The sequence below is a fragment of the Vibrio sp. 2304 genome (genome assembly GCF_033339475.1).
In the GTDB taxonomy this organism is placed as follows: domain Bacteria; phylum Pseudomonadota; class Gammaproteobacteria; order Enterobacterales; family Vibrionaceae; genus Vibrio; species Vibrio alginolyticus.
The window spans coordinates 18,391-40,973 of the sequence record NZ_JAWOUQ010000002.1 but is presented as its reverse complement, the minus strand read 5'-3'; the positions used below and the strand labels follow the sequence as shown (position 1 = coordinate 40,973).

At 43.2% G+C, this 22,583-nt stretch carries 18 protein-coding genes; 12 read left to right on the top strand and 6 right to left on the bottom strand.

The window, feature by feature from the left end:
• Positions 1-76: 76 nt before the first annotated feature.
• From prc to R7P64_RS05065, 3 genes are all read right to left on the bottom strand, one after another.
• The gene (prc, locus tag R7P64_RS05075; protein WP_213962515.1) at positions 77-2,083 is read right to left on the bottom strand and encodes a carboxy terminal-processing peptidase; all 2,007 of its coding nucleotides are present in this window, start codon (positions 2,081-2,083) and stop codon (positions 77-79) included.
• A 17-nt stretch (positions 2,084-2,100) separates the two neighbouring features.
• The gene (proQ, locus tag R7P64_RS05070; protein WP_005377435.1) at positions 2,101-2,727 is read right to left on the bottom strand and encodes an RNA chaperone ProQ; all 627 of its coding nucleotides are present in this window, start codon (positions 2,725-2,727) and stop codon (positions 2,101-2,103) included.
• 97 nt (positions 2,728-2,824) lie between these two features.
• A complete protein-coding gene (locus R7P64_RS05065) occupies positions 2,825-3,298 on the bottom strand; it encodes a GAF domain-containing protein (RefSeq protein WP_017634278.1) in 474 nt (157 codons plus the stop codon).
• A 92-nt stretch (positions 3,299-3,390) separates the two neighbouring features.
• Here R7P64_RS05065 and R7P64_RS05060 point away from each other — a divergent pair, with 92 nt between their 5' ends.
• The 4 genes from R7P64_RS05060 (at position 3,391) to rsmF (ending at position 10,690) form a co-directional block, all read left to right on the top strand.
• Positions 3,391-5,187, top strand: a complete 1,797-nt coding sequence (locus tag R7P64_RS05060) for an ABC transporter ATP-binding protein (protein ID WP_021033889.1) — start codon at positions 3,391-3,393, stop codon at positions 5,185-5,187.
• Between the two features lie 24 nt (positions 5,188-5,211).
• On the top strand, positions 5,212-6,462 hold the full coding sequence (locus R7P64_RS05055; protein WP_005377429.1) for a paraquat-inducible protein A: 1,251 nt from the start codon (positions 5,212-5,214) through the stop codon (positions 6,460-6,462).
• Positions 6,455-9,103, top strand: coding sequence for an MlaD family protein (locus R7P64_RS05050; RefSeq protein WP_258514551.1), 2,649 nt, complete (start codon positions 6,455-6,457; stop codon positions 9,101-9,103). The genes R7P64_RS05055 and R7P64_RS05050 overlap by 8 nt, the downstream gene beginning before the upstream one ends.
• A 150-nt stretch (positions 9,104-9,253) precedes the next feature.
• Positions 9,254-10,690 carry a 16S rRNA (cytosine(1407)-C(5))-methyltransferase RsmF gene (rsmF, locus tag R7P64_RS05045; protein WP_318119241.1) on the top strand — a complete coding sequence of 479 codons (1,437 nt, stop codon included), beginning with the start codon at positions 9,254-9,256 and terminating at the stop codon, positions 10,688-10,690.
• Positions 10,691-10,973: 283 nt separating this feature from the next.
• Here rsmF and R7P64_RS05040 read toward each other — a convergent pair whose 3' ends face one another.
• Positions 10,974-11,807 carry a S1 RNA-binding domain-containing protein gene (locus tag R7P64_RS05040; protein ID WP_318119242.1) on the bottom strand — a complete coding sequence of 278 codons (834 nt, stop codon included), beginning with the start codon at positions 11,805-11,807 and terminating at the stop codon, positions 10,974-10,976.
• A gap of 192 nt (positions 11,808-11,999) precedes the next feature.
• On the opposite strand from R7P64_RS05040, the gene R7P64_RS05035 reads away from it, so the two are divergent.
• Positions 12,000-13,352, top strand: coding sequence for a hypothetical protein (locus R7P64_RS05035; RefSeq protein ID WP_005377421.1), 1,353 nt, complete (start codon positions 12,000-12,002; stop codon positions 13,350-13,352).
• A gap of 33 nt (positions 13,353-13,385) precedes the next feature.
• Here the strand turns inward: R7P64_RS05035 and R7P64_RS05030 are convergent, their stop codons facing one another.
• Complete coding sequence (locus R7P64_RS05030; RefSeq protein ID WP_005377418.1) at positions 13,386-13,883, bottom strand: DUF4442 domain-containing protein; 498 nt, start codon at positions 13,881-13,883, stop codon at positions 13,386-13,388.
• A gap of 372 nt (positions 13,884-14,255) precedes the next feature.
• Between R7P64_RS05030 and R7P64_RS05025 the strand changes: the two genes are divergently transcribed.
• Together R7P64_RS05025 and R7P64_RS05020 are read left to right on the top strand one after the other, a co-directional pair.
• Positions 14,256-15,314: a 3-deoxy-7-phosphoheptulonate synthase gene (locus R7P64_RS05025; RefSeq protein WP_318119243.1), complete on the top strand. Its 1,059-nt coding sequence runs from the start codon at positions 14,256-14,258 to the stop codon at positions 15,312-15,314.
• A gap of 21 nt (positions 15,315-15,335) precedes the next feature.
• Positions 15,336-15,818: a YajQ family cyclic di-GMP-binding protein gene (locus tag R7P64_RS05020; protein WP_005377415.1), complete on the top strand. Its 483-nt coding sequence runs from the start codon at positions 15,336-15,338 to the stop codon at positions 15,816-15,818.
• Positions 15,819-15,920: 102 nt separating this feature from the next.
• Here the strand turns inward: R7P64_RS05020 and R7P64_RS05015 are convergent, their stop codons facing one another.
• The gene (locus R7P64_RS05015) at positions 15,921-16,841 is read right to left on the bottom strand and encodes a bifunctional precorrin-2 dehydrogenase/sirohydrochlorin ferrochelatase (protein ID WP_005390199.1); all 921 of its coding nucleotides are present in this window, start codon (positions 16,839-16,841) and stop codon (positions 15,921-15,923) included.
• Between the two features lie 460 nt (positions 16,842-17,301).
• On the opposite strand from R7P64_RS05015, the gene R7P64_RS05010 reads away from it, so the two are divergent.
• The 5 genes from R7P64_RS05010 (at position 17,302) to R7P64_RS04990 (ending at position 22,537) form a co-directional block, all read left to right on the top strand.
• A complete protein-coding gene (locus tag R7P64_RS05010; protein ID WP_005377403.1) occupies positions 17,302-18,330 on the top strand; it encodes an amino acid ABC transporter substrate-binding protein in 1,029 nt (342 codons plus the stop codon).
• Between the two features lie 217 nt (positions 18,331-18,547).
• Positions 18,548-19,753 (top strand): amino acid ABC transporter permease, encoded by a 1,206-nt coding sequence (locus R7P64_RS05005; protein ID WP_318123221.1) that lies wholly within the window; start codon positions 18,548-18,550, stop codon positions 19,751-19,753.
• A gap of 1 nt (position 19,754) precedes the next feature.
• A complete protein-coding gene (locus tag R7P64_RS05000) occupies positions 19,755-20,852 on the top strand; it encodes an amino acid ABC transporter permease (protein WP_005389988.1) in 1,098 nt (365 codons plus the stop codon).
• A gap of 23 nt (positions 20,853-20,875) precedes the next feature.
• Positions 20,876-21,625, top strand: a complete 750-nt coding sequence (locus tag R7P64_RS04995) for an amino acid ABC transporter ATP-binding protein (protein WP_005377400.1) — start codon at positions 20,876-20,878, stop codon at positions 21,623-21,625.
• Positions 21,626-21,874: 249 nt separating this feature from the next.
• Positions 21,875-22,537, top strand: coding sequence for a Bax inhibitor-1/YccA family protein (locus tag R7P64_RS04990; protein ID WP_025766607.1), 663 nt, complete (start codon positions 21,875-21,877; stop codon positions 22,535-22,537).
• The last annotated feature ends 46 nt before the right edge of the window (positions 22,538-22,583 follow it).

Here is a 22,583-nt window from a genome sequence, read left to right as displayed (position 1 = left end):
GACAGCGGAAGACAAAAAGGCATAAAAAAAGAGTGAATCTGAAAGACTCACTCTTTTTATTCTAAATTGCCAGTTATTATGACTGATTTTCCTGCTTAAGTAGATCGACCATAATCGCGACAGACTCATCTAAATAAACATCAGGAGCCTCGTAATCTTTTGGTATGTCATCCAATGTTTTGAATGCTTTTTTACCCAAAGCAACTTGACGTTCATTTATGCGTTGTAATCGAAGGGCTTCCGCTTTATCCGATTCAGCTTTACGAACTTTTTCGTTCAAAGACAAAGTATTATCGTCTTTTTCTTTACGATATTTCTCGATGTCTTCATTGATAAAGCGGAACTCCATTTCATCAGAAATACGCTTGTTATGAAGAGCAGTAAGTTTTTCAACTAAGGCGTCGTTACTTGGAAACGTTTGATATTGTGCTTTATCAATCTGATCCCAAGGTAAAGCATTGTCTTCAACACTTTCACCTGTTTCAGAAGCCTCAATTGGCGTTGGGTACGAAATATCTGGTGCAACACCACGATTTTGCGTACTTCCACCGTCAATACGATAAAACTTCTGAATCGTGTACTGAACGTAGCCTAGCTCTTTATCGAAAAGATCGTAAATATGATTCAGTGAACGATGTTGCTGAACTGTACCTTTACCGAAAGAGTTTTCACCTAAGATGATTGCACGATTATAATCTTGCATTGCCGCTGCAAAAATTTCAGATGCTGAAGCACTGTAGCGGTTAATCAACACCGTCAATGGGCCATCATAACTCACTTTTCCATCGGTATCGGCATTCACCTTGATGCGGCCATAGCTGTCACGAACTTGAACTACAGGACCTTCTTTAATGAATAAACCTGTCAATGCCGTCGCTTCTGTTAGCGCACCACCACCATTGTTACGTAGATCAACGATTACGCCGTCAACGTTTTTGGTTTTCAACTCAGCTAGTAATTTATCGGTGTCTTTCGATAAGCCGACGTAGAAACTTGGTACTTCTAAAATACCAATCTTCTTACCGTCTTTTTCGATAATTTCTGACTTAACCGCACGATCTTCTAAGCGAACTTTGTCACGAACAATTGTGACAATGTAACTCTTAGCATCGTTACCTTCTGGCAAGATCTGTAGATTAACCTTTGTGCCTTTAGGGCCTTTGATTAACTGAACAACATCATCCAGACGCCAACCGATCACGTCGACAATTTCTTCACCGTCTTGTCCAACACCAGTGATTCGGTCCCCTTCACCAAGTTGCTTACTCTTTGATGCCGGACCGCCAACAACAAGTGAACGAATTACTGTGTAATCGTCTGTCATTTGCAAAACGGCGCCGATGCCTTCTAGAGAAAGGTTCATTTCCGATTGGAATTGCTCGGCATTACGTGGAGAAAGGTAGCTTGTATGAGGGTCAACCTGTCGCGCGAAGGCATTCATATACAACTGAAATGCGTCTTCATTGTTGGTCTGTGTGATGCGCTTCATCGCGTTGTTATAACGCTTCTCTAAAACTTCTTTAATCTCTGGCCACTCTTTGCCAGTCAGTTTCAGATTTAACGCGTCATATTTCACACGCTTGCGCCACAACTCGTTGAGCTCTGCTTCGTCTTTTGGCCATGCGGCGTCAGAGCGGTCTAACTCTATCTCGTCATCGGTATCAAACTTGATCTCTTCATCGAGTAGAGTTAACGCATAAGCAAAACGATCGAAACGCTTCTGCATTGAGAGGTTGTAAACATCAAAAGCAATTTGGTTGTTGCCCGATTTAAGCTGATCATCAAGCTCGACTGACCAATTTTTAAATGAATCGATGTCTGCTTGAGTGAAAATATTTCTATTGTAATCAAGCAACTCTACATAGCGTTCAAATATCGCTTTAGAGAAATCATCATTGAGGCTGAAGTGCTTATAATGAGAGCGGGTAAATCGCGAGGTGACTCGTTTGCTAGCTGTTTCATGCTGAACTTCAGGAGAAAGAACCGGCAGGTCATCTTTATGTAGTTTGGCTTCAAGAGCCTGAGCTGATGCTGCTAGCCATAAGCTAGCAGCAATCAGGGTCACTTTTGAACGGCAATTCATGCGTAGGAGTATCTCCTTTATGCGCGCAAGTGCTCCGCTTTCACAACCATTTGTAGGCCGTTAGCAAGTTGAACACGTACATCATCCTTATTGATTTCAACAATGGTCGCTGCCATGTTTCCTTTGCCCATGTTCACGTTAACTGCGTTACCTACTGTGATTTCATCAGCATTTAGAGCGCGCGTTTCTACAGGCTTAGTTGGTTTTTGTACTTTTGGTTTATTAGTACGACGAGGCTGTTGAGGCTTTTTAGCCGCAGGTTTCGCTTTCGCCTTACCCTCTTCACGAGCTTTTTGTGCTTGTTCTTTACGACGAGCCTGAACTTTCGCCTTGCTTTCTGCAAGTGTCGCTTTCGCGTGTTCAACGTGCTCTTCTTCTAGCTCACCACAAGGGTTGCCATCTAGGTCTACACGTACTGCACCTGGTTTTACACCGTGTAGGTAACGCCATGATGAAGTGTACTGTCTTAACGCTGCACGAAGCTGTGTTTTGCTTACTTTTTCGTCTTCATTTAGACGTTCCGCAAGATCTTGAAAAATACCAATTTTCAGAGGTTTTGCTTCACCTTCTAAAGTAAAGCACTTAGGGAAACATTCAGCAATATATGCAATAACTTCTTTGCTGTTTTTTAACTTTTCAGTCATGAGGGGTCCTGATTTGAGCGGATTTCCGCGAGCATTAAGAAAAAATATTCTCGTATTATAGTGACATGCCAAGGAAAAACCACACTCGAAGGCTAATTTATGCGTCGTTCGCGTGTGAATTAAGCAGCTTTTCTACTTCAACCATGAAATGAGTGAGACCTTCTTCGTCTGTTTCATTAAATCGGCCAATACTTGGACTATCAATATCAAGTACACCAACCACCTTTCCATTAATAGAAAATGGAATCACAATTTCTGAATTGCTCGCTGCATCGCACGCAATATGCCCCTCAAATTCGTGAACGTCGTATACTCTTTGTATAGTATTAGTTTGTGCAGCAGTACCGCAGACGCCTCGACCCATTGGGATACGAACACAAGCTGGTTTTCCTTGGAACGGACCAAGAATAAGCTCTTCACCTTTTGTTAGGTAAAAGCCTGCCCAGTTAAGATCGTCAAGTTCCATGAAAAGCAATGAGCTCAAGTTTGCTAGGTTCGCAATAAAGTCTGGTTCAGACTCAATTAGAGCAACAGCTTGTTTGGTTAGTCTTTGGTATTGTTCTAAGTTCATATTAACTTCCTACTTACTATAAAAGCTTCCATTCTCAATGTATGGCGCTAAAATGCAGCCCTACTTTATAATAGGACTTATTCTCAATTACAATGCTTCTGAAAAATGACACTATTAGCCGTTCTTGGTTGATAACACAAGTAAAAAAGCACAAGTCCAAGCTGATCATAGCGAACTTGATAGCGGTGCTTGCAACCTTGATTAGTGTTCCAATTCCCCTCCTCATGCCTTTGATGGTTGATGAGGTCTTATTGGACCAACCTGCAAAAGGCTTAGATGCCATGAATGCCATTCTCCCTGAAGCGTGGCACACTCCGACAGGCTATATTTTCTTCACCCTGTTCTTGGTTGTTCTTATGCGAGCTGCGAGCCAAGGATTAAATATCCTTCAAAGCCGACAATTTACGCTTGTTTCAAAAACCATCACGTTTGAGATGCGCAGTAAAATGATCGACAAACTCGGCCGTATCAGCATCCGACAATACGAAACCAAAGGTAGCGGAGGAATCAACGCACACCTTATCACTGACATTGAGACCATTGATAAATTTATTGGTTCTACGTTAGCAAAATTCGTTATCAGTTTTCTGACTGTTATTGGTACTGCTATCGTTCTACTTTGGCTCGATTGGCGACTTGGTCTGTTTATCCTGTTAGTTAACCCTATTGTCATTTACTTCTCACGTAAACTAGGCAGTATGGTTAAACATCTGAAACGGAAGGAAAATCATTCTTTTGAAATTTTCCAAAACCGTTTAGTTGAAACATTAGATGGAATCTACCAACTACGCGCGGCCAATAAAGAGCGAGAATTTCTCCAGCAACTTAAAGACAGTGCGAACCAAGTTCGCGTTGATGCAGACAAGTATGCTTGGCAATCTGAAGCGGCTGGTCGCGTTTCTTTCCTTCTCTTTTTGATCGGCTTTGAATTATTCAGAGCTGTCGCAATGTTAATGGTCATGTTCAGTGACCTTACTATTGGTCAAATATTTGCCGTTTTTGGTTACCTATGGTTCATGCTGTCTCCTGTTCAAGAGTTGCTTGGGATTCAGTTTTCTTGGTACAGCGCTAAAGCCGCATTAAAACGCATCAACGACTTATTAGAGTTAGAAGAAGAGCAGAGACCGGTTCCTAAGGTAAATCCTTTCAAAGAAGGTAGAGAAGTTGATGTTAAAGTAGAAAACATTAATTTCTCTTACAATAATGAAAACAAAGTCCTAGATAATCTTTCTTTACATATGCCGGCAGGAAAGAAAGTGGCATTGGTTGGTGCAAGCGGCGGTGGTAAGTCGACCTTGATACAATTACTTATTGGGGTTTACCGTCAAAACTCCGGTAGCATTCGCTTTAATGATGAATTAACAGAAGATATTGGTTTTGAAGTAATTCGCGACAAAATTGCCGTGGTATTACAGCAACCTATACTATTTAACGACACCTTGAGGCATAATCTAACGCTTGGTGGGGATTTTGACGAAATGTCACTTTGGCGTGCGCTTGAAGTGGCTCAGCTGCAAGATGTTATTTCTCAACTGAACCACGGCTTGGATACTCAAGTTGGTCGTAATGGCATTCGTTTGTCAGGAGGTCAACGACAACGGCTGGCCATTGCTAGAATGGTGCTGAGTAATCCTCAATTTGTTATTTTAGACGAAGCCACGTCTGCGCTAGATACCGCTACTGAAGCGGCTTTACACAAAGCACTGACCGAGTTCTTACGTGGTAGAACAACATTAATCGTTGCGCACCGACTGTCCGCTGTTAAACAAGCCGATTTGATCTACGTGCTTGAAGATGGGAAAGTGACGCAAACAGGTACTCATGGTGAGTTAGTTGAGCAAGAAGGCTTATATCAAACCTTATATGGGGGCATACAGTCCCACGCTTAAATCGTTCAAGCTAGAGAGGTCGTTATGACCTCTCTGTCTAAGCACGCCATGCAACCCAATAACGTACGTTTGTGCCAAGGTTGTGAATTGCCTGTCGACATCGTCGACTTACCCCATGGCAAAAATGCACACTGCCCTCGTTGTGGTACACAATTATATCGCGGAGGTAGCCCTAGCCTCTCTGGTAATCTAGCCGTCGCGATAACCTGTATCCTACTATTTATTCCATCGCACTTTTTTAACTTTATTAGCATCCGACTCTTTGGTGTGATGATTCCGGCAACCCTGCCTTCAGGGATGATCACATTGATGGAAGAAGGATTTGTTCTTCTTTCATTGCTCATTCTATTTTGTAGCTCTCTTGCGCCACTGACGGTTTGTGTTTCAGTGGTAACGGCACATATTTCTTTACATCAACGATGGTTCCGTGGGCTTCGTATCTCACTGTGGCTAATTCAACATTTGAAGCATTGGGTTATGTTGGATGTGTTCTTAGTTAGCATCGCCATTTCCTGTTTTAAACTCCAAGATTATTCCGACATTTTCGTCGGTCCAGGGTTAATTGGTCTGGTTCTTTTGCAGATATTTACCGTTTTGTTAGTTTCAAGAATCAGCGTCCGTCGTTATTGGGAAGCTTGGAAGCCAGAAAGTTTATATGCTTTTGAGCATAAAGATGTGCATTGCCATGAATGCCACTTGTCCCAACCTGAAGGTGACCATTGCCAGCGTTGTCATCACGAGTTATATCATCGCAAGCCAAACTCCATTCAGAAAACATGGGCTTACCTCATCGCAGCAACGGTCGCCATCTTCCCTGCTAACCTGATCCCTATTTCCATCTTGCTTACCAATGGTAAGCGTTTGGAGGACACTATTTTTTCAGGCGTGGCTGGTTTGGTAAAAAGCGGCATGTATGGAATCGCTGCGATCATTTTTGTTGCCAGTATCGTTGTCCCGGTGATTAAAATACTTGGGCTCGCCTACATCATGCTTTGCATCCAATTCAAACGTTCGGTGTTTAAGAGACAACGAATGATGGTTTACTTTGTTGTTAAATGGATCGGTAAATGGTCTGTGATGGATTTGTTTGTTATTTCTATCATGATGACTTTAGTCGATCGTGGTCAGATACTGGATTTCACACCAGGATATGGCGCCGTAGCATTTGGTGTTGTCGTAGTGTTGACCATGCTTGCAGCAGAAAGTATTGATCCAAGGCTAATCTGGGACCAAACAAGCCCAAAACAATCAGAAAAAGAGTCAATGAATGAGTGATCAGAACAGTTCTCAAACGTCATACGTACCAGATGTAAAGCGGAGTAAAGGCATATCTCCTCTTTGGCTGTTGCCAATTTTGACCATGGTCTTAGCTGGCTGGCTTGTAGTGAAGTCGATACACGATGCAGGACAACGAGTGCAAATCTATTTTTCTGATGCCGCTGGTCTTGTCGCCGGCCGAACCACTATCCGTTACCAAGGATTAGAAGTCGGCATGGTAAGAGACATTAACCTCACCGAAGATCTCGGCAGTATTTATGTCGATGCTGATATCTATCCTGAAGCTGCAAAGTTACTGAACGATAAAACACGCTTTTGGTTAGTAAAACCAACAGCTAGCCTAACGGGAGTTTCCGGACTGGATGCGCTCGTCTCAGGTAACTACATCTCGATTCAACCCGGAGATGGTCAAGAGTTTGAGACAACATTCCATGCGTTAGACTCTGCCCCAACAGATTTACGCGTTTCTCAAGGTTTGAATATTAAGCTCAAAAGCCGTGATTTAGGTGGTGTATCGGTTGGCTCTCAAATTGTTTATAAGAAAATCCCAATTGGTGAAGTGTACAGTTACCAGCTAGATGAAGATGCAAAATCTATCACTATTCAAGCCAACATTCAGGATCAATACCGACATATCATTAACAACCGCAGTCGATTCTGGAACGTCAGTGGAATTGGTGCCAGCATCGGTTTTGAAGGTGTCGATGTAAGACTAGAAAGCATGAGTGCCTTACTAGGTGGCGCCATCGCCGTCGACTCTCCGGATGATGGTGAGCCTGTAGAAGAGAACACCGAGTTCCGTTTGTATAAAGATTTGAAAACTGCTGGTCGAGGCATCGCGGTTAAAATCGTCCTACCTGATGACAGCAAGATCAGCGGAGAAGGCGCTCCAATTATGTATCGCGGAATCGAAATTGGCCAAGTTACGGACTTGAGCCTTTCCGAAGGCCGAGAAGTGATATTGGCGTCAGCGGCAATTCAACCCGCTTTTAGTGACATGCTGACGACAGGTACTAGATTTGTTTTAGAAGAAGCAAAAGTGTCCCTTTCTGGTGTTGAAAACATTGCTAATTTAGTGCGAGGAAACTTCTTAACGATCGTGCCGGGCGCGGGTGAACGCTCTCGCCGCTTTACTGCCATTCGTAAAAACGTGTTTAACCAACAGCAAGAAAAGTCCATCGCGATTCGGTTGGTGTCCGACAATTCGTTTGGCCTAGATAGCGGTGCCAATGTACTTTATAAAGGCATCGTTGTTGGTTCAATCATCAAAGTGGGCCTAGTTAAGGAAGATAAAAAATCACAACACGAAGTATTTATGGATGTATTGATTGACCATGAATACAAACATCTGATCAAATCAAACAATCGTTTTTATGTAACCGGCAGTGCATCAGCAGAGTTAACTGAATCGGGGCTCAGCGTTACCGTTCCTCCAGCAAAGCAGTTGTTAACCGGGTCAATTAGTTTTGTGAGCGAAGGCAAGCAGGATATTCAAAAAGAGTATCAGCTGTTCCAAAATGAATCATTGGCTGAATTGGCGCAGTACAATCAAAGTGGCTCTAGGGCTCTAACACTATTTGCTTCTGAATTGCCGCCGATTTCCAAAGGCAGTCCTCTACTCTATCGTAATCTTCCAGTTGGTAACGTCTCCGATTTCCAACTAATTGATGGCGGAGTACTAATTAAGGCTACTATCGAAAACCGCTTCGCTTATCTTGTAACGCCACAAACCGTTTTTTGGAATCGTTCAGGGATCGAGATAGATGCATCATTAGCCGGAGTCAGTGTGAAAGCGCACCCTTTAAAATCGTTAATCGAAGGTGGCATCGCTTTTGACTCCGTGCCAGGCGTTGAAAACAAAATCGGAGAAAACTGGAAGCTGTATTCTGATCAAAAAACCGCTCGCAAGTTTGGGCGCGTCATTGCTTTAGAAACCGACGGTTCGCAAGAGATTGCTAAAGGAATGCCGATTGAATATCAAGGTGTTAAAGTTGGTGAAGTCACTCTGGTTGTACCGAATTTTCGTCGTAACATGGTTGAAGTCACTGCAAGGATCCTACCTGAATACGTAGAAAACATTGCGGTTGAAGGCTCACATTTTTGGCTAACTGAACCAGAAATTGGTTTAGGTGGCGTTAAAAACCTCGGGGCGTTGGTGTCGAAATCCATCAGTGTTGAACCAGGTAAAGGTAAAGCTAAATTTGATTTTCAATTAGAAAATAGTTCAGAACGCGTGCATGGAATCATGTTTACGTTACAAAGTGAACAAAGAGGCTCAGTACAAGTCGGTACCCCTATTCTTTACCGCCAGATGGAAGTTGGCCAAGTGACCGACGTAAGCCTAGGAGAATTTGCTGATCGCATCGTCACGACTATCAAAATACAGCCTGAATACGCTTACCTCGTTCGTCAAAACAGTGTGTTCTGGAATGTTTCAGGAGTAGATGTTTCCATCGGGCTTACCGGCGCTAACATCAAAGCGGGAACCTTTGATAGTTTAGTTCGCGGAGGAATTGCGTTTTCAACGCCAGAGCAATCGACTATTCCACCAGCGGCAAAGAGTGGGCAATCTTTCTTTTTGTATCCACAAGCTGAAGAAGGTTGGACTCAATGGCGTACAGCGATTCCTAAGCCGTAGAATAAAGCTCAATTCACGTACAATTGAAGTTTGATCACTTTAAAAGAGCAGCAATCGCTGCTCTTTTTTAATGCTCGGCCCTTGTCACTATTCGTTTCTGCTTCGCTTTCGTATATTATTTGCCACAAATTCTGCAAACGAGATCCCACATTGCATCCTAATGTTTACATCCCAGACGCGTTTCTGGAAAAAATCCAAACGATCCTTCCTGCTCACCTCAACATGGAAGACTTTATCGCGTCTTGCCAAAAGCCACTGCGCAAAAGTATTCGAGTTAATACGTTGAAGATCAGCGTTGAAGCGTTTCTAGAACGAGCAGAAACAAAAGGCTGGAAGCTTTCTCCTGTGCCTTGGTGTGACACAGGTTTTTGGATTGAAGCGGATGAGTCAGTTGTACCATTAGGCAACACAGCAGAACACATGTCTGGCTTATTCTACATTCAAGAAGCCAGTTCGATGATGCCGGTATCTGCTCTGTTTATGAATGATGAATCTTACGATGCCGTGTTAGATACCGCAGCCGCTCCAGGCTCAAAAACCACTCAAATTGCAGCTTTAATGAACAACGAAGGTGTACTTGTGGCCAATGAATACGCCGCAAGTCGTGTAAAAGTACTGCACGCTAATGTGGAACGTTGTGGGGTACGTAACGCCGCACTAAGTAACTTCGATGGACGCGTTTTTGGCGGTTGGCTACCAGAACAATTTGATGCGGTTTTGCTCGACGCGCCTTGCTCTGGAGAAGGCACCGTTCGCAAAGACGAAGATGCGATGAAAAACTGGACGCAAGCTTCCGTACTCGACATCGCTGACACACAGAAAGATCTTATTGAAAGCGCCTTCCATGCATTAAAGCCCGGTGGTGTGATGGTTTACTCAACATGTACGCTCAGTACAGAAGAAAACCAACAAGTTTGTCAACACTTGAAAGAAACCTTTGGGGATGCTGTAGAGTTTGAAAGCCTTGAGAACTTGTTTGAAAACGCAGAGGCAGCTCTAACTGAAGAAGGCTTTTTGCATATTTTCCCGCAGGTCTACGACTGTGAAGGGTTCTTTGTTGCAAGAATTCGCAAACAGGCTGCTGTTGAGGCGCCAGAAGTCAAAAAGCGCATGGGGAAATTCCCCTTTGCTAAAACTTCAAAAAAAGAATCGACAGAAATTGCTCAACAACTCCAAAGCGCGTTAGGTATTAAACTTCCAAATGGCAGTTCTGTATGGCTTCGCGATAAAGATGTCTGGTTATTCCCTAATGCTTTAGAAGCGATGATCGGCGAATTACGCTTCTCCCGTATGGGTATAAAGATCGCGGAAGCCCATAAAAATGGCTACCGTTGGCAACACCAAGTCGCGACTGCCCTGGCGACAGGTTCTGAAAGCAACGCCATTGAACTCAGTATTGAAGAAGCGCGCGAATGGTACATGGGGCGTGATGTTCGCCCACAAACCATTCCTGAGGGAATGAAAACAGGTAAAGGCGAAGTGCTTGTCACCTATCAAGGCGCAGTTATTGGCCTTGGCAAGTGGGTAAGCAACCGAATAAAGAATGGCCTCCCTCGCGAATTAGTACGAGATAAGAACTTATTTTAAAAGACGTAACGAACCATAAATAAATGAAAAGCCATCGTATTTGCGATGGCTTTTTAATTCGTAAGTATGAAAGCAAGTGGGCTCGCTAGCGATCCGGACACGCTGTACTAAACTAGTTGTATCAAAGTAATGCTTTGATGTGGCATTTCTCTCTATGTTCACCAACAAAATTATTGTTGGACAAGTTTAGCGCAGGCTCTGCGGAGCCGTTTCCCCTAGGCCCAAAAAAAGGAAAAGTTTGGGCCGTTTTTTTGGCTGTAGTTCCACTATACGTGAGTTTGGACTACGCTATACGAATACCGTCTTTCTCAATGACAATTTTACCCTGCTTGTATAAGCCACCGATGGTCTTTTTATAAGTCCCTTTACTTGTGCGGAAAGCATCAAAAATCGCTTCAGGAGAAGACTTGTCATTCAAAGGCAAAAATCCGCCTTTCTTCTCTAGCAGGTCAAGGATCTTACTAGAAAGATCGTCCATTTTCGCCACACCGACTTTTTGTAGAGCAAGGTCGATTTTGCCATCTTCACGAATGTGCTTAATAAAGCCTTTCAGCCTTTTACCGATGTAAAGCTTACCAAAAACATCCGATGGGAAAATCATGCCCCAATGCTTACCGTTAACGATAGCTTTATAACCAAGTTGACTACGCTCTGCGATGATCAAATCAACTTGTTCGTTAACTTCATAATTCGCTGGAGTTTTATCTAACCATTTATTGAACTTAGTCGTACCAACAATGCGACCTGACGCTTTGTCGGTATAAACATACACTAAAATGGTTTGTCCGGCAGAGAAGCGAGTGCGTTGCTCACTAAAAGGAATCAGTAAGTCCTTTTCTTTGATGCCCCAATTTACAAAAGCACCTGTCGCGTTCACACCCTCAATCTTCATTAAACCCCATTCACCCACTTGGGCAATTGGTCTTTCAATGGTCGCAGCAAGTTGGCTTTCTGAATCGAAGTACAAAAATACGTCTACATGATCACCAATTTCAGTACCCTCTGGTACATACTTATTAGGCAGTAGAACAGAACCGTAATCATCACCATCCAGAAATACGCCAAAATCAGCCTTTTTAATGACTTCTAAGCTGTTAATTTGACCAATTTTAATCATTGATTTTGTCTCTTTTTAAATTTATGTGGAATTATACCTAAACTAACAAGAAAATCAGAGAGAAAAGCATAGCGCTCTGTTATGCTGTTGTCGTTCAGCTATATGCCCCAGTCACTCTTTTAGCACTTTTATGCTTACCTGCTCAACAGTACGCATAAGTTAAGAATGCTTTAACAAAGTCAGGAGCTTTCTTTGGTCACCGTCGATAAACAAGACTCAATAACATTAAAAATCAGTCATGCACTCGCAAAGAGCAAAAGTGTCGACCTAGATATTTACTTTTTTATACCTGGTGAGCTTGGTTTAAACGCCGATATCATCAGTGAATCCGAATTTTATTACACTTCAATCACACAGCAACGCTCTTATTACAGTACTGAAATCCTTCTTCCGCTAGTACACAGTCGACTTGCCAAACGTGGACGCCTGTCGAATCAGCAATACCGAGTAAGTTTGAGCTTGTTCGCTTACCAATACGTTATCGCACTAGACAAAGCGGTAGCAAGTTTAAACAAGCATGAGAATAACTCCGTAACGGAAGATGAAGTGGACGAAGTTATCGAGCTCACGCTTGAGATCTTAAAGCGCTTGCGGCGTTCTATTCCTTACGAAGAGAACTTAAAACGCTACTACGTTAACATCGATAACTATCTGTCTTGGTATACCGAGCAAAAGTTCCTGTCACTGGTGGCCCACCTACCACGTGAAGGCGACTATGGCACGATCAAGAAGCGCCTGATCACGCTATGTGAGAAAGAGCAAGCCCATCGTAAACTCAACAAATACAACTCATCAAGAGTCGTTGAAGACGTTACTCGCCTATCTAACAAAATGCGCTTGCTAAGGCGATTGATTGAACACCCTATCGTGCTTCGTGAAGAAACCATATCGATGGGTAACAACATTAAGCGCGCTATCAAAGGTATTGCAACCGGTTTAGTGATGGTTGTCGTGACCTCAACCGTGATTCTCGCTCGCGATTATCTGGGGGAAATTTCTGCCTCATTCATTATCGCGATGTCTTTTATTTACGCTTTGCGAGAAATCTTTAAAGATGATTTACGCGATGCCATGTGGCGATGGATCCGTAAAGGCAAGCCAAAATGGCGTAAGAAGTATGTTGATCCAACGACGAAAAAAGTGGTTGGCAAAAAATTGGAGTGGCTCGATTATCGTACCTTAAGTAGCTTGCCGGATAAGATTCAAAGAATACGTAAAAAGCGCGTCGTGCAACGTGAAGAGCAGATTCTTCATTATCACGAGAAAACCGAAATGGCGACCTCTCTTTTCTTGAGTGGTTACGAACAAACGAGAGAAACATTGAACATCAGTTTACGCCCTATCATCCGCTTGATGGATAAAAGCTCAAACCGAGTTTACCGTTTAAATGAAGGTCAAGTAACCAAAGAGTCAGTAGAGAAACGTCATTTGCTCAATGTGATTGTCAAAGAGGACAACCACACCGATGAGCCTGTTTATTACCGCTGGAAAGTGGTCTTAAATCGCTCCAAAATCGTCTCTATCGAGAAGATTGAACTCAATTAAGCCACCGCCTTTAAACAAGCGAGCCACAAACCACTAGGCAGCCTCTTTTCTTTGTTGGGCTGCTTTTTTTATCGAAAGAGTAAGCGAGAATTCAGCCATTGGCTCGTCACCATGTAAGTTAGGACACAGCGCGACAATTTTTACGTCACGATTTACTCGTTCACCCGTTGCCAAGGTGTGCTCGAGCATCTCATCAATGACATGACCATCGTTACAAACAAAGTGCACATCGGCTTCCGGGCGCTTTAAAAACTCGGCTTTCACACCTTTAAATGCTAGCGAGATCGCTTCTCCCTTTTCTTGCGCTTTACTCATAGCAAGAAAACCACCAGCAACATCAGCGCCAACGGCTAAAGCGCCGAAATACATGCTATTCAGGTGGTTCTTCGTTCTTCTGCGCAATGGGATACGAACCTCAACATGCTTGCTATCTATCGCAATGATTTTAGGGTGGCAAAGCCAAATCAGCGGCACTTTCGAAAAGCCAAACAGATTTAGATACAAATTCGCACGACGTAGAGCTGATAACATTTTGGTCTCCTTACCAATCTAGTCAGACCAGTTAATCAACGAAAGAAATAGATGTCAAAGAAATGTTAACAAAAGCTCGATCTCACGAGTTATTTAACCCTCATGAAGTGACGGCGTCACCCGTGAGGTATGAAGTTTATCGCAGTTACTTAGATTACCTTACAGCGAGATAGATAAAATGGTTATAAATTCAAATGTATATATATTGATTTAATGATCAAGTTTTGTCATTTATACATAAGTCATTTAAATGAATACCTACACCTTTGTATACAATTCGGTATTTCCTGGCGAAGATTCCCGTGAAACGGTTTATTCCTGCCTGTAATTCCGTTATCTTTACCCCTTCGCAATAGAGAATAAAGCTATAACATGCCTATAAAAACAGATGAATTGAGAACCCAGCCTTTGGGTCCAATGCCTACCCCAGCAGAGCTAGGTAGTGTACATCCTATTACGGATGACGTTGCAGACCGTATCGCTCAATCTCGTCGTCAGATTGAAAACATTTTATCGGGTGAAGACAATCGCCTTCTTGCGATTGTAGGTCCGTGTTCTGTTCACGACACTGAAGCTGCCATTGATTACGCCACTCGCCTGAGTGAAATCCAAGACAAGTACAAAGACGAGCTATTTATCGTGATGCGTACTTACTTTGAAAAGCCTCGTACAGTAGTTGGTTGGAAAGGTTTGATTACGGACCCTAACCTAGATGGTTCTTACGCACTTGAAGCTGGTCTTCATAAAGCTCGTAAACTACTACTGGATATCAACAAGCTTGGTCTTGCGACTGCTACTGAGTTTCTTGATATGATCACCGGCCAATACATCGCGGATTTGATCACTTGGGGCGCGATTGGTGCTCGCACAACGGAATCACAAATTCACCGTGAAATGGCGTCGGCACTATCTTGCCCAGTTGGTTTCAAAAATGGCACAAATGGCAACGTAAAAATTGCAATTGATGCAATTCGCGCATCGAAAGCATCGCATTACTTCTACTCGCCAGATAAGAACGGTCGAATGACGGTTTACCGTACAAGTGGTAACCCTTACGGTCATATTATTCTGCGCGGTGGAGAAAAAGGCCCTAACTTTGATGAAGCATCAGTCAAACAAGCATGTAATGCTTTAGCTGAGTTTGGATTGCCACAACGTTTGGTTGTGGATTTCAGCCATGCAAACTGTCAGAAGCAACACAGAAAACAAATCGACGTAGCTCAGGACATTTGTAACCAAATTAAGTCAGGCAGCACTCGTATTGCGGGTATCATGGCAGAAAGCTTTATTCTTGAAGGCAATCAGCCAATGACTGACATCAATAACCTAACGTATGGTCAGTCTATTACAGATCCATGCCTAGGTTGGGAAGACACTGCTACAATGCTAGATATGCTGGCAAGCGCTGTTAAGTCCCGAAAGTCCCTATAACAAAATAATCAAGGAATCTTCATGCCATCGTTTGATATTGTTTCTGAAATCGATACGGTTGAACTACGTAACGCCGTTGATAACGCTAACCGTGAATTGTCTACTCGTTTCGATTTCCGCAACGTAAATGCGAGCTTTGAGCTAGTAGAAGAAAACGTAAAAATGTCTGCGGAAGGTGACTTCCAACTTAAGCAAATGCGCGACATTTTACGCGGCCACTTAGCGAAGCGTAACATTGACGCGAACGCAATGGATGCACAAGACCCAGACGTTACTGGTAAAAACTGGCACCAAACTCTGCTTTTCCGCCAAGGTATTGATACTCCAACGGCGAAAAAAGTAGTGAAACTTATCAAAGACGCAAAGTTAAAAGTACAAGCTTCTATTCAAGGCGACAAAGTACGTGTTACCGGTAAGAAACGCGACGACCTGCAAGCGACAATGGCAGCGATTCGTGAAGCAGAGATGGGTATCCCATTCCAGTTTAACAACTTCCGTGATTAATCAATCTGAGAAGTAAATAAAAACGCCAGCGCATAATCCGCTGGCGTTTTTTATTGGCTTTAGTGTAACGAACTACGTATCTACTTTTAGCATTTGGCATTGCTAGATAACTAAGTCCTGCCCTTGCAGCAATACGAATTCGCTCGTTCCTTGTGGTATGAACACGCAAATTCGAAGCTTTTCAGCTTTAGCCTTGGCCAGCATATCCGAAAGCTCAGCAGCGCTCGAGAAAGCTTCTCTTTCTGCATCTCTGCGTATTAGTTCTAACACATTCGCTTCACATCGAGTTGAGTACAGAGCCAGCTCCGCTTGTTGCATATAGCGTACGGCTTTTATTGGCAACATCTCAACATCTTTCCCAACATGAACCCAAGTACAACTTCCCTTTTCATCTAAGGGTGTTGCCATGGTCGCTTGGTAAATTGCTTCTAACTCACGATTATCTCGCGCGTTTTCCACCTCGGGATTCGAGAAGAATTGCTCCCAAAACTTGCGGCGTAAATCGACACTAGGCAGCGCCTCTTTAATTGAGTTTCGCTTTGAGTTAGCAAAATCCGCCATCAACCCCATGTTTTGTGGCAGTATCGATTCAAGTTTTTCACGGATGTTTCGAATTAAAACTGGCGAAGCTCCACCACTAGAGATAGCGATTTGGATGCGGCCACGATTAATCATAGACGGCGTGATGAAATCACAATAAGGCTTATCATCCACAACGTTAACCAAGATGCCTAGCTCTTTGGCATCTTTGTACACTTGGTGATTTAGCTCAGGATTGTCTGTCGTCGCCCACACTTGAACAAAGCTTTTAGTGACAATGTCACTCGAATAGAAACGTTGTACCCAGCGCAGTTGATGCTCAGAAGCAAGCTTAGACAGAAAATCAACCAACGTCGGAGAAACGATAGTCACATCCGCCCCAGCCTTTAGCAACGCTTCCACCTTTCGGCTTGCCACCTCACCGCCACCCACGACGAGAACGGGTTTATTAATTAAATCTAAGAACAGAGGAAAATATCGCATTTCAATCCATGATTACTCTAATTAGCTGTTGTAGACCATGCTACCAAAAATGGGGCAAGCTCATCACCCTGTTTCGGTATCACAAATAATTTTTGTTTGAATTTTTACTGAACTTCACCTTGCTCAGCTAATGACAGTTTTAATAACAACTTTTTATTCTTTTGTATTGTTCACTCTTCTATTGATTGTTCTGATGCACCAAATTGTCCATGAATTGCACTATTTACAAACAATTAACATTTCGTCATTCTAAATCTCAAGGCACTTTGTAAGTTCTCTCAAAACTTCATTTAAATTATATATTTGAGAATTAACAGATCCTTTCCTACGCTTATAACTGGTTGATCTATCGAATGCCGTTTCTTCGAAAATCAATCACGTAGGACGATAACTCTAACGAATTGGACACGTTATTTCAGGTCACTCCTGATTAAACATGGATCATACAGGAAGGATACAAATGGCAAATAAACTCACAGTTCTTGCTTCCGTCGTAGCGGCTTCTACTGCGATGATGGCAACATCAGCTCAAGCAGCAGACACTACTCTGGACAAAGTCACAAAACAAGGCTTTCTTACTTGTGGCGTAAGTACCGGTCTACCTGGTTTCTCTAACCCTAACTCAAAAGGCGAATGGGAAGGTATCGACGTAGAATATTGCCAAGCACTGGCTGCAGCCGTTCTTGGGGATAAAACGAAAGTTAAATATGTACCCCTAACCGCAAAAGAACGTTTCACTGCGCTTCAATCTGGTGAGATTGATGTGCTTTCCCGTAACACGACCTGGACTCTCCACCGTGACACTGCACTGGGCCTAAACTTCGTAGGTGTGAACTACTACGACGGTCAAGGTTTTATGGTGAAGAAGGAACTTGGTATCTCAAGTGCTAAAGAGCTTGATGGTGCGTCGGTATGTGTTCAATCAGGTACAACAACCGAGCTAAACCTTGCAGATTATTTCCGCAACCAAGGCATGGCGTACAAACCAGTGGTATTCGACACAGCTGCGCAAACTTCGAAAGGTTTTGATGCGGGACGCTGTGACGTATTAACAACTGACCAATCTGGCCTTTATGCACTGCGTTTGAATTTGAAAGATCCGTCCTCTGCGGCCGTTCTTCCAGAAATCATCTCTAAAGAGCCACTAGGTCCAGTCGTTCGTCAAGGCGATGATCAATGGTTTAACATCGCTAAGTGGACATTGTCTGCGATGATTAACGCTGAAGAATACGGTATTAGTTCGAAGAATGCGGATGAAATGCTGAAGTCAACAGATCCAAACATCAAACGTATCCTCGGTGTTGATGGCCCTAAAGGCAAAGGTTTGGGTATTCGTGACGATTGGGGCTACCAAGTTATCAAACAAGTTGGTAATTATGGTGAAAGCTTCGAACGTACAGTCGGTACTGGTTCGCCGTTAGAAATCTCTCGTGGCGTTAATGCGCTATGGAATGCAGGCGGCTTTATGTACGCGCCACCAATCCGATAGAAAGAGTTAATCAGGGCGGTTCATGCCGCCCTTTTTCTTGATTATATCTCACTGTATGAGTAAGGATCGCTCATTGGATGGCGAAAAGCGCTCGCTTGGTGGAACGGCTTTAAAGGTTCGTACGTCACCAGACATGGAGCGTTATTCTTTAGCCAGCAAGGACGAAACTTCTTTATACAGGCCGATATCTATAACTAAGGTTTGAGGTTATCGCTGTATGAAACCGACACAAGATGCATCGCCAAGTACGATGTCCAAACCAAGCGGAAGCAAGAGCCTGATTTATAATCCTGCCTTTCGTTCTGCTATTGTCCAGATCATTGCCATTGCTGCACTGGTATTTTTCTTTTACACGATTGTAAACAACGCTCTCAATAACTTAGATGCTCGTGGTATTGCAACGGGCTTCGGTTTTCTGAATCAAGAAGCCGGGTTTGGTATTGGGTTAACATTAATTGAATACGATGAAACGTACTCTTACGGTAGAACATTTATCATCGGCCTTCTTAATACGGCGTTAGTCTCCGTATTAGGTATTATTCTGGCTACTGTGATTGGCTTTACCATGGGGGTTGCCCGCCTTTCTTCTAACTGGTTAGTTAGTCGTTTAGCGGCAGTTTATATCGAAACTTTCCGAAATATCCCCCTTCTTCTGCAAATATTCTTCTGGTATTTCGCTGTTCTTCAAGCATTACCCTCACCACGCCAAAGCTTAAGTCTTGGTGAAGCTATTTTCCTGAACGTTCGTGGCTTATATTTCCCTGCACCGACTATGGAACCTGGCAGTAGCTACGTTATTGCCGCGTTAATCTTCGGGGTAATCGCAAGCTTATTAATTAATGTATGGGCGAATAATAAGCAACGTCTCACTGGGCAACAAACCCCAATGGGAAGAATAGTTTTGGGTTTAGTTGTTGGCCTTCCATTGGTTGTGTACTTCCTTGCTGGTATGCCAATTTCACTGAATTATCCTGAACTAAAAGGGTTTAACTTCCGAGGTGGTATTAGCATTATTCCTGAATTGGCTGCGCTACTTTTGGCATTAAGTGTTTATACAGCTTCTTTCATTGCTGAGATTGTTCGCTCTGGTATTAATGCGGTTAGCCATGGTCAAACCGAAGCAGCGATGTCGCTAGGCTTACCACGCTCGAAAACTTTAAAGCTTGTTGTCATTCCACAAGCGTTACGAATTATTATTCCACCTTTAACCAGTCAATATCTCAACCTCACCAAAAACTCATCGTTAGCGATGGCAATTGGTTATCCAGATCTTGTCTCTGTGTTTGCTGGTACTACCCTGAACCAAACGGGACAAGCGATTGAGATCATTGCGATGACGATGGGCGTGTACTTGACATTAAGTCTGATTACGTCTGCATTAATGAACTTGTATAACCGTAAAGTCGCGCTGGTGGAGAGATAATATGAGTACTCATCAATTTCAACCGGATCTCCCACCACCCGCCAATACTGTAGGCTTCGTTGGTTGGATGCGGAAAAATCTATTTAATGGCCCTATCAATTCCATTGTTACTGTCATTCTTGCGTATATTGTCGTAACTGCAATATGGTATATCGTGGATTGGGCGTTTATTAACGCAGACTGGATTGGCTCAACGCGTGACGACTGTAGCCGAGATGGTGCTTGCTGGGTATTTATCAGCGTGCGCTGGGAGCAGTTCATGTATGGTTTTTATCCAGAGTCCGAACTATGGCGCCCTCGCCTTTTCTATATCACATTGGCCATATTTACTGTTTTACTCGCGTATGAGAAGACACCGAAACGGATGTGGATTTGGCTTTTCTTCGTAAACATCTACCCATTCATCATCGCTGGACTTTTATACGGTGGTGTCTTTGGACTAGAAGTGGTCGATACACACAAATGGGGTGGACTACTCGTTACGCTCATTATTGCGTTAGTTGGTATCGTAGTTTCACTGCCAATTGGTGTGGTGCTTGCGCTTGGTAGACGTTCAGAGATGCCGATCATTCGCAGCATTTGTACCGTCTACATTGAAGTTTGGCGTGGCGTTCCGCTGATTACGGTTTTGTTCATGGCTTCGGTTATGCTTCCATTATTTATGTCTGAAGGTTCAGAGACAGATAAACTGATTCGCGCCCTTATCGGTGTGGTTATGTTTGCCTCCGCTTACATGGCAGAAGTGGTACGCGGTGGTCTACAAGCCATTCCGAAAGGTCAATATGAAGCCGCTGATGCGCTTGGGTTAAGTTACTGGAAAAAGACTGGGCTGATTATCTTGCCACAGGCGCTAAAGATTACTATTCCTTCTATCGTGAACACCTTCATCGGTTTGTTTAAAGACACCAGTTTGGTACTCATCATTGGTATGTTTGACGTACTCGGTATAGGGCAAGCAGCAAACACCGACCCTGAATGGTTAGGCTTTGCTACAGAAAGTTATGTATTTGTCGCGTTAGTGTTTTGGGTATTTTGTTTTGGCATGTCACGCTATTCGATATGGCTTGAAAACAAACTTCATACCGGTCACAAACGATAACTCATCAAGATCAAGGACGTATTATGACGCAACAACAAGATTACATGATCCAATTGAAGGACATGAATAAATGGTATGGTGAGTTTCACGTACTAAAAAATATTAACCTCGACGTTAAGCGCGGCGAGAAAATCGTTATCTGTGGCCCATCAGGGTCGGGAAAATCAACGATGATTCGCTGTATTAACCGCCTTGAAGAACACCAAGCAGGCAGCATTTACGTCTCTGGTACGGAATTAACTGAAGACTTAAAGAACATTGAAGCAGTACGCCGAGAAGTGGGCATGTGCTTTCAACACTTTAATCTCTTCCCTCATTTAACCGTACTGGAAAACTGTACGCTCGCGCCTATCTGGGTGAAGAAGATGCCAAAAGATGAGGCAGAAGCAGTTGCGATGAAATATCTGGAACGTGTAAAAATTCCAGACCAAGCGGAGAAGTATCCCGGTCAGCTGTCTGGTGGCCAGCAACAACGTGTGGCGATTGCTCGCTCTTTGTGTATGAACCCTAAAGTCATGCTTTTTGATGAGCCAACATCTGCACTCGACCCGGAAATGGTTCGCGAAGTACTGGATGTAATGGTCGAACTCGCCGAGGAAGGCATGACTATGCTATGTGTGACACATGAAATGGGCTTTGCTAAAGAAGTTGCCGATCGCGTGATATTCATGGACGCAGGAGAGATCATCGAAGAAAACAACCCGGTCGATTTCTTTGAGAATCCTCAATCGGATAGGACCCAAAACTTCCTAGCGCAAATCTTACACCACTAAGATTTAGCCGAATCGACATAAAAAAGCACTGGTTTCTGTGAAGCCAGTGCTTTTTGTTACTAAATTCAAAAATCTGTGTAAGAATCAACATAGCTATGCTAGGCAGTAATATTGTGTTACAAGTTGCCAAATACATAACATCTTATTTCTATTATTATTTTATCTAAGTTACGTATGGTTAGGGCTTGATTTTTTGAACTTTCAATCCCATAAATGTACTTAAAAGAAAGTCTCTTATCGAGGAAGATTATGAACAGTCCAATGTTTACCCGCACTTCAACTCAAGAAAGTGCTCTACAAACGAACAAAGTATTGCGTAATACTTACGCTCTACTTTCAATGACACTTTTATGGTCGGCAGTCGTTGCTGGCGTTGCAATGGCATTTAACCTTCCACATCCAGGTATCATCCTAATGCTGGTTGGTTTCTACGGCCTATTATTCTTAACAGAAAAAAACCGTAACAACAGTCTTGGCCTTGTGTTTACGTTCCTATTTACTGGCTTCTTAGGTTACACCGTTGGCCCTATTCTAAACATGTACATCGGTGCAGGCATGGGCGATATCGTATTAACCGCACTCGGTGGTACGGCACTATCTTTCATGGCAGCATCGGCATACGCACTAACAACGAAACGTGACCTATCGATGATGGGTGGCTTAATGCTATCACTATTTGTTGTGCTGGTTGTGGGCATGATTGCAAGCTTCTTTATTCAATCAACCCTGTTACACTTGGCGTTGAGCAGCTTGTTTATCATTTTCTCTACTATGGCGATCCTGATGACAACACAAAGCATTATTCGTGGCGGTGAAACAAACTATATCTCTGCGACAGTAACTTTGTATGTATCAATCTACAACATCTTCATCAGCCTACTAAGCATTCTAGGTATTATGAACGACGATTAATCGTTTCTCGTTAAGTAGAATCAAAAAGCCCGAAGGTAATTCCTTC